General features: G+C 53.8%; 13 protein-coding genes. 10 read left to right on the forward strand and 3 right to left on the reverse strand.

Annotated features, from left to right (window positions below):
* Positions 1-40: 40 nt before the first annotated feature.
* Genes gatB through gatC form a run of 3 tightly spaced genes read right to left on the reverse strand, consistent with a single transcriptional unit; the run spans position 41 to position 3,313 of the window.
* Complete coding sequence (gene gatB, locus ACTS9Y_RS05770; RefSeq protein ID WP_442585020.1) at positions 41-1,486, reverse strand: Asp-tRNA(Asn)/Glu-tRNA(Gln) amidotransferase subunit GatB; 1,446 nt, start codon at positions 1,484-1,486, stop codon at positions 41-43.
* 1 nt (position 1,487) lies between these two features.
* Complete coding sequence (gene gatA, locus ACTS9Y_RS05775; RefSeq protein ID WP_442586907.1) at positions 1,488-2,966, reverse strand: Asp-tRNA(Asn)/Glu-tRNA(Gln) amidotransferase subunit GatA; 1,479 nt, start codon at positions 2,964-2,966, stop codon at positions 1,488-1,490.
* A gap of 59 nt (positions 2,967-3,025) precedes the next feature.
* The gene (gene gatC, locus ACTS9Y_RS05780) at positions 3,026-3,313 is read right to left on the reverse strand and encodes an Asp-tRNA(Asn)/Glu-tRNA(Gln) amidotransferase subunit GatC (RefSeq protein WP_442585021.1); all 288 of its coding nucleotides are present in this window, start codon (positions 3,311-3,313) and stop codon (positions 3,026-3,028) included.
* Positions 3,314-3,437: 124 nt separating this feature from the next.
* Between gatC and ACTS9Y_RS05785 the strand changes: the two genes are divergently transcribed.
* The 10 genes from ACTS9Y_RS05785 (at position 3,438) to lipA (ending at position 13,347) form a co-directional block, all read left to right on the forward strand.
* A complete protein-coding gene (locus tag ACTS9Y_RS05785; RefSeq protein WP_055830500.1) occupies positions 3,438-4,481 on the forward strand; it encodes a rod shape-determining protein in 1,044 nt (347 codons plus the stop codon).
* 29 nt (positions 4,482-4,510) lie between these two features.
* Complete coding sequence (gene mreC, locus ACTS9Y_RS05790) at positions 4,511-5,641, forward strand: rod shape-determining protein MreC (RefSeq protein ID WP_442585022.1); 1,131 nt, start codon at positions 4,511-4,513, stop codon at positions 5,639-5,641.
* Positions 5,638-6,114, forward strand: coding sequence for a rod shape-determining protein MreD (gene mreD, locus ACTS9Y_RS05795; protein ID WP_442585023.1), 477 nt, complete (start codon positions 5,638-5,640; stop codon positions 6,112-6,114). Before mreC ends, mreD begins: the two co-directional genes overlap by 4 nt.
* 4 nt (positions 6,115-6,118) lie before the next feature.
* The gene (mrdA, locus tag ACTS9Y_RS05800; protein ID WP_442585024.1) at positions 6,119-8,047 is read left to right on the forward strand and encodes a penicillin-binding protein 2; all 1,929 of its coding nucleotides are present in this window, start codon (positions 6,119-6,121) and stop codon (positions 8,045-8,047) included.
* Entirely contained in the window at positions 8,040-9,137 is a 1,098-nt protein-coding gene (rodA, locus tag ACTS9Y_RS05805) for a rod shape-determining protein RodA (protein WP_442585025.1), read from the forward strand. The genes mrdA and rodA overlap by 8 nt, the downstream gene beginning before the upstream one ends.
* A gap of 23 nt (positions 9,138-9,160) precedes the next feature.
* On the forward strand, positions 9,161-10,192 hold the full coding sequence (locus ACTS9Y_RS05810) for a septal ring lytic transglycosylase RlpA family protein (protein ID WP_442585026.1): 1,032 nt from the start codon (positions 9,161-9,163) through the stop codon (positions 10,190-10,192).
* A gap of 132 nt (positions 10,193-10,324) precedes the next feature.
* Positions 10,325-11,422, forward strand: coding sequence for a D-alanyl-D-alanine carboxypeptidase family protein (locus ACTS9Y_RS05815; RefSeq protein WP_442586908.1), 1,098 nt, complete (start codon positions 10,325-10,327; stop codon positions 11,420-11,422).
* Between the two features lie 23 nt (positions 11,423-11,445).
* Positions 11,446-11,748 carry an HP0495 family protein gene (locus ACTS9Y_RS05820; protein WP_442585027.1) on the forward strand — a complete coding sequence of 101 codons (303 nt, stop codon included), beginning with the start codon at positions 11,446-11,448 and terminating at the stop codon, positions 11,746-11,748.
* 17 nt (positions 11,749-11,765) lie between these two features.
* On the forward strand, positions 11,766-12,380 hold the full coding sequence (gene lipB / locus ACTS9Y_RS05825) for a lipoyl(octanoyl) transferase LipB (protein WP_442585028.1): 615 nt from the start codon (positions 11,766-11,768) through the stop codon (positions 12,378-12,380).
* Positions 12,370-13,347, forward strand: a complete 978-nt coding sequence (gene lipA, locus ACTS9Y_RS05830) for a lipoyl synthase (RefSeq protein WP_442585029.1) — start codon at positions 12,370-12,372, stop codon at positions 13,345-13,347. The genes lipB and lipA overlap by 11 nt, the downstream gene beginning before the upstream one ends.
* The last annotated feature ends 11 nt before the right edge of the window (positions 13,348-13,358 follow it).

The raw sequence follows: 13,358 nt of genomic DNA on the forward strand, positions 1-13,358 counted from the left end.
CAATGCTGCGCTTCAGGCTTTGCCAGCCTGAAACCAGCGATTAACCCAATTTGGTTTTTAGTAGCTCATTCACCTGTGCCGGGTTGGCCTTGCCTTTAGAGGCCTTCATGCACTGGCCCACCAGCGCATTAAACGCTTTTTCCTTGCCAGCTTTATATTCCTCAACCATGGCCTGGTTGGCCGCCAACACTTCATTGATGATGGCTTCAATCGCACCAGTATCTGACACTTGCTTGAGGCCTTTGGCTTCAATGATCGCATCGACCTCACCTTCACCAGCCCACAACCCTTCAAACACCTGTTTGGCGGCGTTGTTAGAGATGGTGTTATCGGCGATGCGTTTCAATAAAGTCGCTAGTTGTGTCGCAGAGACCGGGCTCTGCTCTATGGATAGTTCAGCTGCATTCAGTTTGGCCGAAAGCGCACCCATCACCCAGTTAGCGCCCTGCTTGGCGTCACCACCGGCAGTCACCACAGCTACAAAGTAATCTGCCACCGCCCGTGAACCGGTCAGGTTGCTGGCATCGTAACTCGAGAGCTGGTATTCATTGGTAAAACGCGCCTGCAGTGCCTGCGGCAACTCCGGCATCTCCGCGCGAACACGTGCTTTATCCGCTTCAGTCACTTCCAGCGGCAACAGATCCGGGTCAGGGAAATAACGGTAATCGTTGGCTTCTTCCTTGGAGCGCATGGCGCGGGTTTCACCGGTATCCGGGTTAAACAGGATAGTCGCCTGCTGGATAGTGCCGCCATCTTCCAGTGTTTCGATCTGCCACTGGGTTTCGTACTCAATCGCCTGCAACATGAATTTGAAAGAATTGAGGTTTTTGATTTCGCGGCGGGTGCCTAACTTTTCAGTGCCTTTCGGGCGCACAGACACGTTGACGTCACAACGGAAAGAGCCTTCCTGCATATTGCCATCGCAAATGCCTATCCACTGCACCAGCTCATGCAGCTTTTTGGCATAGGCAACTGCTTCCGCCGCACTGCGCATATCCGGCTCAGTCACGATTTCCAGCAATGGCGTACCGGCACGGTTCAAATCGATGCCAGACATGCCTTCCACGGCATCATGCACAGATTTACCGGCATCTTCTTCCAGATGGGCGCGGGTGATATTGATGACTTTTTCGTAGGCTTCGGTATTTTTACCAGCGGGTACCTGAATGGTCACTTTGCCTTTACCCACCACCGGCAATTCAAACTGGCTGATCTGGTAACCTTTGGGCAGATCCGGGTAAAAGTAATTCTTGCGGGCGAAGATGCTGCGCGGGGCGATCTCGGCATCGATCGCCAGGCCGAATTTGATGGCACATTCGACCGACTGTTTATTCAAGACCGGCAATACACCCGGCAGAGCAATGCTCACTTCACAGGCCTGCGTGTTTGGCGCAGCGCCGTAGGTGGTCGAAGCACCACTGAATTGTTTGGACTTGGTTTGTAACTGAACGTGGGTTTCTAACCCGATCACGACTTCCCACTGCATGTTAGATGCCCTCCGGCATGCGTGTATGCCAATCTGTGACTTGTTGATAGGCGTGGCCGACATCCAGCATGCGCGCCTCATCAAAATAATTACCGATGATCTGCAAGCCAACTGGCAACGGCTTGCCTTCATTCTGGGTGAAACCAGCCGGGACACTCATGCCTGGCAAGCCAGCCAGGTTGACGGCAATGGTATATAGATCTTCCAGGTACATGGCGACCGGGTCGCTGGTCTTCTCCCCGACCTTAAAGGCTGTCGAAGGGGCAGCCGGGCCCATGATCACATCACAGTGCTTGAACGCCTCGACAAAATCCTGCGCGATCAGGCGGCGGATCTGCTGCGCTTTCAGATAATAAGCATCGTAATAACCGGCGCTCAATACATAGGTACCAATCAGGATACGGCGCTTGACCTCGGCACCAAAACCTTCGGCGCGCGACTTCATATACATTTCTTGCAGGTCATTGTATTCGGCAGCGCGGTGCCCGTAGCGTACACCATCGTAACGCGACAGGTTACTGGAGGCTTCAGCCGGTGCCAGCACGTAGTAAACCGGGATAGACAGGTTGTTATTCGGCAGGCTGATATCCACAATGACCGCGCCCAGTTTTTTATACTCGGCAATCGCGGTTTCAATCACTTTGGCGACTTCGGCACTCAGGCCTTCGGCAAAGTATTCTTTAGGCAGGCCGATGCGCAGGCCTTTTAGCGGCTGGTCGCCCGTCATGGCGGTCAGACCACGCGTGTAATCTTCTTTTTCACGGTTGACGCTGGTGGAATCACGTTCGTCAAAACCGGCCATCACATTGAGCATCAGCGCACAGTCTTCCGCCGACTTGGCCATCGGGCCTGCCTGGTCTAAAGAAGAGGCAAACGCGATCATGCCGTAACGTGACACCAGCCCATAAGTCGGTTTCAGGCCGGTAAAGCCACACAATGAGGCAGGCTGGCGGATGGAACCGCCAGTATCGGTACCGGTGGCTGCGGCACATAAGCGCGCGGCAACGGCGGCGGCGGAACCACCTGAGCTGCCGCCAGGCACGCGATCGAAGTCCCACGGGTTTTTCACGCCACCAAAATAACTGGTCTCGTTGGATGAACCCATGGCGAATTCGTCCATATTGGTTTTGCCCAGATTCACCGCACCGGCGGCATCAAACTGGCTGATGACATGCGCATCATAAGGCGCAATGAATTTTTCCAGCATTTTTGAGCTGCAAGTGGTGCGCCAGCCCTTGGCGCAAAAAATATCTTTTTGTGCGAGCGGGATGCCAGTTAATGGCCCGAAATCACCGACAGCAATGCGCGCATCCGCAGCTTTGGCCTGAGCCAGGGTTTTTTCTTCATCAAGAGTGATAAAGGCGTTGATGGCCGGGTTGAGTTGCGTCACGCGTTGCAAATAGGCTTGCGTGAGCTCGACACTGGAAACTTGCTTGCTGGCCAATTGTTGACCCAGCTGTTTGAGGCTACTGTTAATCATCATTAAAACCGTATGAGAGGGAGCGACTGGTTATTCGATCAGTGCGTGTATCGATTTTTTTATTCAATGACCTTGGGCACAAGGTATAAACCATCTTGTGTAGCAGGCGCGATAGCCTGGAATAATTCACGCTGATTGGTTTGGGTGACCACGTCTTCACGCAGGCGCTGCGTCACATCCTGCGAGTGGGACATGGGGGCAATACCGCTGGTATCCACCGCCTGCATTTGCTCGATAAGCCCTAAAATGCCGGAAAGTTTGTTTAAAGTTTCTTGCGCTTCACTGTCACTGACTTCGATGCGAGCCAGATGAGCTATACGTTTGATGTCTTCAAGAATGAGTGCCATAGAGGTTAAGTCTTCAAGAATTCGAAATCACATCTTAATTTCATGTGCGTTTTGCGCTATTATACCTTGATTTTAAGCCACACTCGGCTGACAGTTCAAAAGTCGGAATTTTACAGGATAAAACATGTTCGGTGCACTCAACAGCTACTTCTCCAATGATCTCGCCATTGACCTTGGCACAGCCAACACGCTGATTTATGTGCGCGGCAAGGGTGTCGTGCTGGACGAGCCGTCTGTGGTGGCCATTCGTACCGAAGGCGGACCGAATGGTAAAAAGGTATTACTGGCGGTAGGTTCTGATGCGAAAAGCATGCTGGGCCGCGCGCCAGCGAATATCCAGGCGATACGCCCGATGAAAGACGGCGTAATTGCCGACTTCACCATCACCGAGCAAATGCTCAAGTTCTTCATCCGTAAAGTACACGAATCCCGCTGGTTCTCCCCTAGCCCACGCATCATCATCTGTGTGCCGGTCGGCTCTACCCAGGTTGAGCGCCGTGCGATCAAAGAATCCGCCGAGCGCGCTGGTGCCAAACAGGTGTTCCTGATTGAAGAACCGATGGCAGCTGCGATCGGTGCCGACATGCCGGTTGCTGAAGCCACTGGCTCCATGGTGGTGGATATCGGTGGTGGCACCACTGAAGTGGGCGTGATTTCACTGGGCGGTATCGTGTATGCCAAATCCGAGCGCGTCGGTGGCGACAAGTTTGACCAGGCAATCATTGACTACATCCGTCGCAACTACGGCATGCAGATTTCCGAGCCGACCGCTGAAGCGATCAAGAAAAGAATCGGTTCTGCTTTCCCGGGCTCTGAAGTACTTGAGATGGAAGTCACCGGCCGCAACCTGGCAGAAGGCTTGCCACGTAAATTCACGATTTCCAGCAACGAGATCCTGGAAGCACTGACTGAGCCACTGAATTCCATCGTTGGTGCGGTGAAATCCGCCCTGGAACAAACGCCGCCTGAACTGGGTGCCGATATTGCCGAAAAAGGCATGGTACTGACTGGCGGCGGCGCATTGCTGCGCGACCTGGACCGCTTGCTGGTTGAAGAAACCGGTTTGCCTGTCATTGTGGCTGAAGACCCGCTTACTTGCGTGGCCCGTGGTTGTGGCCGCGCGCTGGAAGAAATGGACAAGCTGGGCAATGTATTTGCCAGTGAATAAAACAAGGTCTGGCTGGCGACACCCTCATCATGCTCAAAGGCATACACCAACAGCTTGACCCGCACGAATCCCCGGCCTTCTTTATCCAGGGGCCGCGGCCTTTTTCACGCCTGATGTTTTTTTGCACCGTGTCGCTGGTCATGATGGCCATAGACGCGCGTTTTGAGTACCTGAGCCAGGTCCGCCAATGGTTTAGCGCTGCCCTGCACCCGCTGGAGATCGTCGCCAGCGCCCCGAATGAGTGGGGGCGCAATATCAATACTTATTTCACCTCGCACAATCAGCTGATCCAGGAAAACTTCAAGCTCAAGCAACAGGGCCTGATTGATAATGCCGCGCTACAACGGCTGGCCACTGTCGATGCCGAAAACGTGCATTTACGCACGCTGCTCGCCGGTGATGCACCTATCATCCCCAAAGCCACACTGGGCGAAGTGATGCATATGGGGCGCGACCCGTTCAGCAATATCATCACACTCAACCGTGGCAGCCGCCACGACATCACCCCCGGGCAAGCCGTGGTGGATGAGCAGGGTGTGGTTGGACAGATCACGCGCGTTTACCCGTTTACCAGTGAAGTCACGCTGATCACCGATAAAAAACTATCCATCCCTATCCAGATCGAGCGCAACCAGTTGCGTGCGATCGCGTTTGGGGAAGGTAAACGTAACACCCTGGACATCCCCTACTTGCCGACCAGCGTCGATATCAAGGTTGGCGACAAACTGGTGACCTCAGGCATAGACGGCGTGTACCCGGCCGGGCTGGCGGTCGCCATTGTCACGCAAATCAAGCAAAGCCAGGATTCACCTTTTGCCAAGATCGTCAGCCGGCCGATCGCCGGGGTGAACAACCATAAACACGTATTGATTTTAAAGATCCCCGAATCTCCGGCCATCAACCCGGTGACTGACAACAAACCGGTGCTGCCGCGCAATAACGCCCAACATCTGGATCAGTCGGTGGTTGATGTACTGCAAAAAAACAATGCAGCCGTCGACCCGCACCCGGTCACCGAGATCCCCAGCCTGGATACGGCGGCAGATAGCGAACCAACACCTGCCACGCCTACTTCGCCGGCAACACCACCAGCAGGCACTACACCTGGCGCCACGCCACCGAATAATGGCCAGACTACGACAACACCGGGGCATCCATGAAGCCGGTTAAATTCAGCACTTTCTTTTTTACGCTGCTGGTCGGGCTGGTGTTCCAGCTCTATCCTTGGTCTAACTCAGGCGTGATCATCCGGCCAGATTTTCTGCTGGTGATCGCACTTTACTGGCTGTTACAAGCGCCTTACCACTGCAACATCGGCTGGGTGTGGTTTGCGGGCTTGCTGGTAGACCTGGCCACCGGTAGTCTGCTGGGCCAGCATGCACTGACTTTCTCGATCACAGGTTTTCTGGGCGTGATCTACCAGCGTCGCCTGGTGTTGTTCAACCGCTGGCAGCTGTATCTTTACCTGATCTTCCTGTTTGGCATGCAACGTGTATTGATCATGTTGCTCAAGCTGTTTGCAGGCGGCGAACTGCCTGACTGGACCTATGGCTTGCCTATCATCTCCGACCTGATCCTTTGGCAAATCATGATCATGTGGTTTGGCGAACTGTCGCGCCCGAAAAAGCTGTAAGCGCATGGGGTACAGCACCGAACTCAAGAACCATCAGAACGAACAGCACAAGTTCAGGGTTCGCCTGGTTTTTCTGGTATTAGTGGTGATTGCCGCGTTTTCGGCACTGGCCGGGCGTTTCTATTTTTTGCAGATCTACCGTTACGATTATTACCAGACGCTGGCAGAAAATAACCGCATCTCGATTGTCCCTATCACGCCCAACCGTGGCCTGATTTCAGACCGCAACGGCATCATCCTGGCGCACAACTTTTTTGTGTATACGCTGGAAATCACACCTTCTAAAACCGATGACCTCCAGGATACGATAGAAGAACTGGGCCAGCTGGTCGAGATCTCGCCGACTGATTTAAAGCGCTTTAAAAAACTGCGCGGACAAAGCCACACCTTTGAGAGCATCCCGATCCGTACCCACCTGAATGAATATGAAGCGGCCAAATTCGCGGTGAACCGCTTTCGCTTTCCGGGCGTAGAACTGAAGTCGCGTTTGTTCCGTCACTATCCTTATGGCACGTTGGGTACGCATGCGATTGGTTACATCAGCCGCATCAACGAGAACGACCTTAAGCAGCTGAAAGAAAATAACCAGCTATCGAATTACAAAGGCACCGAGCACATAGGCAAAGCCGGGGTGGAGCAAGCCTACGAAGAGCAATTGCATGGCATCACCGGTTTCCAGCAGGTAGAAATCGATGCAGATGGCCGTGCGGTACGCGTACTTTCCAGCGCATCCCCGACTTCCGGTAACAATATCGTGTTGTCCATGGACGCCAAGTTGCAGGAGATCGCCGAACATGAATTTGCAGGTCGGCGCGGCGCGCTGGTCGCCATCCAGCCAAAAACCGGCGAAGTGCTGGCGATGGCCAGCATGCCTTCATTTGACGCCAACCTGTTTGTCGATGGCATTGATTACGATAACTGGAACCTGCTGAATAACTCGCTGGATAAACCACTGATCAACCGCAGCCTGAAAGGCATATACCCGCCCGGCTCTACCTTCAAACCATTTGTGGCGCTGGCAGGATTAGAGTCAGGCAAACGCCAGCCACCGTTCGCAATCAGCGACCCTGGCTATTTCATGCTGCCAAACAGCCGTCACCGCTACCGTGACTGGAAACCCTCCGGCCATGGCGCGGTAGATATGCGCAGGGCGATCACCGTGTCTTGCGATACATTTTTTTACGGCCTGGCGATGGAACTGGGTATAGACCGTCTGACCGACTTTGTGCGGCATTTCGGATTTGGTGAAAAAACCAATATCGATATCCAGGGCGAATTGTCCGGCCTGCTACCCACACCGGCCTGGAAGAAAAGACGTTTCAAACAACCCTGGTATATGGGCGAAACCGTAATTGTCGGCATCGGGCAAGGCTATACACTGGTCACCCCCATGCAGCTCGCGCGCGCGACCGCCATGCTGGCCAACAGCGGCAAATCGATACGTCCGCACCTGGTGAATGCCATTGTCAACTCCAAAACCAATCAGGTCAGTTTGTTGCCGCATGAGATCGCCGACCAGTTGAATCTAAGCGCAAACAACCTCGAAATCGTCAAACTGGGCATGATGGATGTGACCCAGCCTGGCGGTACCGCTGCTGCGATTGGCGCCAATGCCGGCTATCTGATTGCGGCCAAAACCGGGACCGCACAAGTGGTCGGTATCAAGCAAAACGAAAAATATAACGAAAAACTGATCAACGAGCGGCACCGCGACCATGCCTGGTTTATCTCATATGCCCCGGCGGATGACCCGAAAATCGCAGTGGCGGTGATCGTTGAAAATGGAAGCCACGGTGGCTCTACTGCTGGCCCGATCGCGCGCAAGGTGATGGATTATTATTTGCTGGGCAAAGTGCCAGTGGATCCGGCTGCCGCAGCGGCGCCTGAAGTCACCGTGCCTAATGCGCCTGAAGAAGAGGAGCCACATGATTAGACAATTGATAGGCCGCTTTATCAGGCATATAGACTCTATCTTGCTTGCCACCGTGCTTATGGTGCTGGTGGTGGCCTTGATGGTGCTATACAGCGCCTCCGGTCAGTCGCTCACCAAAGTGAATGCGCAAATCATCAATATCATCATCATGATGGCAGTGATGCTGGTGGTGGCGAATACGCAGCCGCTGTTGATTGAACGCATCGCGTTTCCGGTATATATTTTTGGGCTGACGCTATTACTCGCGGTCGCGCTGATAGGCGATATCAGCCACGGCGCAAGGCGCTGGTTAAATCTGGGTGTAACAAAAATCCAGCCATCAGAACTCATGAAACTGGCGGTGCCTATCATGCTGTCGTGGTATTTTTCCAAACGTGAAACCATGTTGCGTACCGCCGATTACCTGGTGGCAGGCGTGATTTTGCTGGTGCCGGTATTACTGATCGCCAAGCAGCCTGACCTCGGCACCGCCACCCTGGTGTTCGCTTCCGGCTTTTTCGTGATCTTTTTGGCCGGGCTGAGCTGGAAATTTATTTTTGGCAGTGCGATTGCGTTTGGCGCTGCGCTGCCCATTCTGTGGTCCATGCTGCATGATTACCAGCGGCGCCGGGTCGAGATTTTGATAGACCCCAGCCAGGACCCGCTGGGTGCGGGCTACCATATCATTCAGGCAACGATTGCGATTGGCTCAGGCGGCATGACAGGCAAAGGCTGGTTAAACGGCACCCAGTCACAACTGGATTTTGTGCCAGAGCGCACCACTGACTTTATTTTTGCCGTGTTTGCCGAAGAGTTTGGCCTGGTGGGTTGCTGCCTGTTATTGCTGCTGTTTATCATCATCATTGGCCGCGCTTTCATTATTGCCTCGCAAGCCAAAAATACCTTTTCGCGCCTGCTGGCAGGCAGTATTGCTGCCACCTTCTTCACTTATTGTTTTGTGAATATGGGCATGGTCAGTGGCATTTTGCCGGTGGTGGGTATTCCACTGCCATTGGTCAGCTATGGCGGCACCTCATTATTAACCCTGGGCCTGAGCCTGGGCTTGTTAATGAGTGTGCAATCGCATAAACGCCTGGTAGCGACCGACTAGTGCTGTCATTGAGTGAGGATAGGATGTCTTTCAATTTGAATATGCTGGGAATACTGCTGCTTACCAGCCTGCTGGCTGCCTGTAGCAGCAGTATGCCGCCACGCCAGACCACACCCTCACAACCGCCAGCCAGCAAAACCACGCCCACTGAACGGCCAGCCGCAAAACCACAGGCAACGGCACCCTCGACACCGACCATCATGGGCCCGCGCATCATCAATATTGATCCGAAACCGGAATTTGAAGGCAATGCCACCGATGGCATAGACCCGAATACGCCGCTGGAAACCACAGTCACGCCCAGGCTGGACCCTATCGTCAAATCTACCACCAAGCCATACATCGTCAATGGCGAGACGATTTCGCCGATGACTACGATTGCCACACCGTTCACCCAGACCGGCCATGCCTCCTGGTATGGCAAAAAATTCCATGGCCGTAAAACTGCCAGCGGCGAAGTCTATGACATGTTCAAGCTTTCCGCCGCGCACAAAACCTTGCCTCTGCCCAGCTATGCGCGTGTGACCAACCTCAGCAACCGTAAATCTGTGATCGTCAGGGTCAATGACCGCGGGCCATTCGGGCGTCCTCGCATCATTGATTTATCTTATGCGGCAGCCAAGCAGCTGGATATCATCCAGCATGGCTCCAGCCAGGTAGAAATCACACTGATAGACACCACGCTCGCGGCACCTGCCACGCCGCCAGCAGCCAGTGAAACCGTGCAAATGACCAGGCAGATCGTCCAGTCCGTATCCTCTGACACACCGGCACCCGCAAGCATTCCAACTACGTCAACTATGCCTGCCACAGGGCCTGAAGCCAATGGCATTTACATACAGGTCGGGGCTTTCGGGCAGGAAGAAAATGCCGACCGCTTGCAGAAACGCATCTCCAACAGCATCCCCAAGACACAAACCCTGCTCAACAAAGTGTATAATGGCAAGCTGTTCCAGGTTGTACTGGGGCCGTATCCAGATCACGCATTGGCCGCACAGGCTGCCAGTCAGATGCGTGACCAACTGCAGTTACCTGCACTGATTTTTTCCCGGTAATTGTTTTTTCACGCAAGGTTTTTTGCGTGAAGTTTGTTTCCCGTTTAGGGTTTTTTCTCATTGACTGTTTTTCTCGTTAAGTGACTAACCATGTGGCGCTCTTGCATTGCACTTCTACTCTCTTTACCAATCATCACGCTGGCGGCTGAAACCGTCACCCTGAATGTTCCTTCACCGACACTGGCCGCCAAAGCTTTTGTATTACGCGATGCCAATACCGGCGGATTACTGGCCGCCAATAATCCGGATATGCCGGTAGAACCCGCTTCGCTGACCAAGGTGATGACGGCGTATCTGGCCTTTGAAGCCGTCAAACAGAAGCGCTTGTCACTGACGCAAACATTGCCGGTGAGCCACAAAGCCTGGAAGGTCGAAGGCTCTAAAATGTTTATCGACACCACGATGACAGTCACGGTTGACGAGTTGTTGCATGGGCTGATCATCCAGTCCGGCAATGATGCAGCGATCACGCTGGCAGAAGGCATTGCCGGTAGTGAAGAATTGTTTGCCACGCTGATGAACAAAAAAGCAGTAGCGCTGGGTATGAGAAACAGCCATTTCATTAACTCTACCGGCTTGCCTGACCCGACCCATACGACGACGGCACGTGATCTGTCTATCCTGGCCAATGCGCTGATCCGCGATTACCCGCAAGACTACGCACGCCTGTATTCGCAAAAATCCTATACCTATAACAAGATCACCCAGCCTAACCGTAACCGCTTATTGTTCCTCGACCCTAGCGTCGATGGCATGAAAACCGGCCATACTGAATCAGCGGGTTATTGCCTGATCTCTTCCGCCAAGCGCAACGATTTCCGTTTGATCTCAGTGGTATTGGGTACAGCTTCTGACAATGTGCGCGCGGCTGAAAGCCAGAAACTGCTGAACTTCGGCTTCCAGTTCTTTGAATCAAAACTGATTTACCCGGCCGCTAAAGCCATCACCCGCCAGAAAGTCTGGAAAGGCACCGAAAGCGAAGTCGACCTGACCGTGGCCAAACCTGTGTACCTCACCTTGCCACAAGGCGAATACGCCAATATGAAAGCCAATGTGCGCATAGCCAAACCGCTGGAAGCGCCACTCAAGGCACAACAAACCGTAGGCAAAATCGAATTTACGCTGAATAACCAGGTCGTTCACAGCGTGCCTCTGGTCACTATGCAGGCGGTTGAAGCCAGTAATATTTTTTCACGCATGATCGACCAGGTGCGTTTGTACCTGCAATAACCGCGTAGCAAACAGGTGACCGTATGAGCCAGCAAGATCAGAATCCGCCAGAATCAGTTCCGGCAGCAGAGGAAACCCTGATTGAGTTTCCCACTAACTTCCCCATCAAAGTGATGGGGGAGACACATGATGACTTTAGCGCCGAAGTCACGCGTGTGATACAGGGCCACTGGCCGGAATTTGATACGCACCTGATCGAGATCCGTGGCAGCAGCAATGGCAAATACCTGAGCCTGACTTGCCTCGTGTATGTCACCTCCAAACCGCAACTGGATGATATCTATCGCAGCCTGACCTCGCACCCGATGGTCAAGGTCGTGCTGTAGTCTTCTCAACCCCTCCCATGCCTGCCCTGGAAATCCGCCAGCTGGGCCTGACTGATTATGCAGTCACCCTGGCCGACATGCAGGCCTATACGGCGAAACGCAACGCCGACTCTGCAGACCAGTTATGGGTCACCGAACACCCACCCGTTTATACCCTGGGCCTGAACCGGCGCGGCGTACGCCTGCCTGAGAACGGCATCCCGCTGGTGAATGTAGACCGTGGCGGCAAAATCACTTACCACGGCCCCGGCCAGCTGGTGATCTATTGTCTGATCGATCTGGCACGCCATCACTTGAATGTACGGCAACTCGTCACCATCTTGGAAAGCAGCCTGATAGAATTCCTGGCAGCCTACGGCGTGCCTGCCGAAGCGCGCGCGGATGCACCTGGCGTCTATGTGGCTGGTAAAAAAATCGCCTCATTAGGATTACGCCTTAAAAATCAGTGCTGTTATCATGGCTTAAGTTTAAATATAGCGATGGATTTGCAGCCATTTGCTGACATAGACCCGTGTGGTTATGCCGGCATGCAAATGACGCAAACCAAAGAATTACAGATTCCGTTAACCATGGCTGATATCGCCACCGAGTTAACCCAGAGATTGAAAGAGAAACTGGCGCATGTCAGATAAATGCCAAACCGAACGCCCGGCGAAAAAGGTGGCTGGCGTCAAAGAAATCGACGCTGCAAAAACCTCGCGTATCCCGATCAAAATCGTGCCCATGCCGGTATTGCGCAAGCCGGAGTGGATACGCATGAAGGTGCCGGATTCTGCCCGCTTCCAGGAAATCAAACAGGTATTGCGCGACAACAACCTGCATACCGTGTGTGAAGAAGCCAGCTGCCCGAATATAGGCGAATGCTTTAGCAGCGGCACGGCAACTTTCATGATTCTGGGTGATATCTGCACCCGCCGCTGCCCGTTCTGCGATGTCGCGCATGGCAAACCGCTGCCGCCTGACCCGAACGAGCCGGAAAACCTGGCACGTACCATCGCGCAGATGAAACTGCGCTATGTGGTGGTGACTTCAGTAGACCGTGATGATTTGCCCGATGGCGGTGCCCAGCATTTTGTGGATTGCATCCGCGCCATCCGCGCCCAATCCCCCAATATTAAAATCGAAATCCTGGTGCCCGATTTCCGTGGCCGCCTGGATATTTCACTGAAAATCCTGCGTGAAGCGCCGCCGGATGTCATGAACCACAACCTTGAAACCGTCCCGCGTTTGTACAAACAGGCGCGTCCGGGCTCCGATTACCAGCATTCGCTCGACCTGCTCAAGCAATTCAGCGAGATGTACCCGCATGTGCCTGCCAAATCCGGCCTCATGCTGGGCCTGGGTGAAACCGATGAAGAAATCATAGAAGTCATGCGTGACTTGCGTGCGCACAATGTCAGCATGCTGACGCTGGGGCAGTATTTGCAACCAAGTGTGCATCACCTGCCGGTGCTACGCTATGTCACGCCGGAGACGTTTGCCTGGTTTAAACAGCAGGCGGATGCCATGGGCTTTGATAATGCCGCCAGCGGCCCCATGGTGCGCAGCAGCTACCATGCGGATGCGCAAGCCCATGCAGTCATCGCACAAGAAGCATAATGAACAGCATC

It is taken from the genome of Methylophilus sp. (assembly GCF_052173275.1).
Taxonomy (GTDB): domain Bacteria; phylum Pseudomonadota; class Gammaproteobacteria; order Burkholderiales; family Methylophilaceae; genus Methylophilus.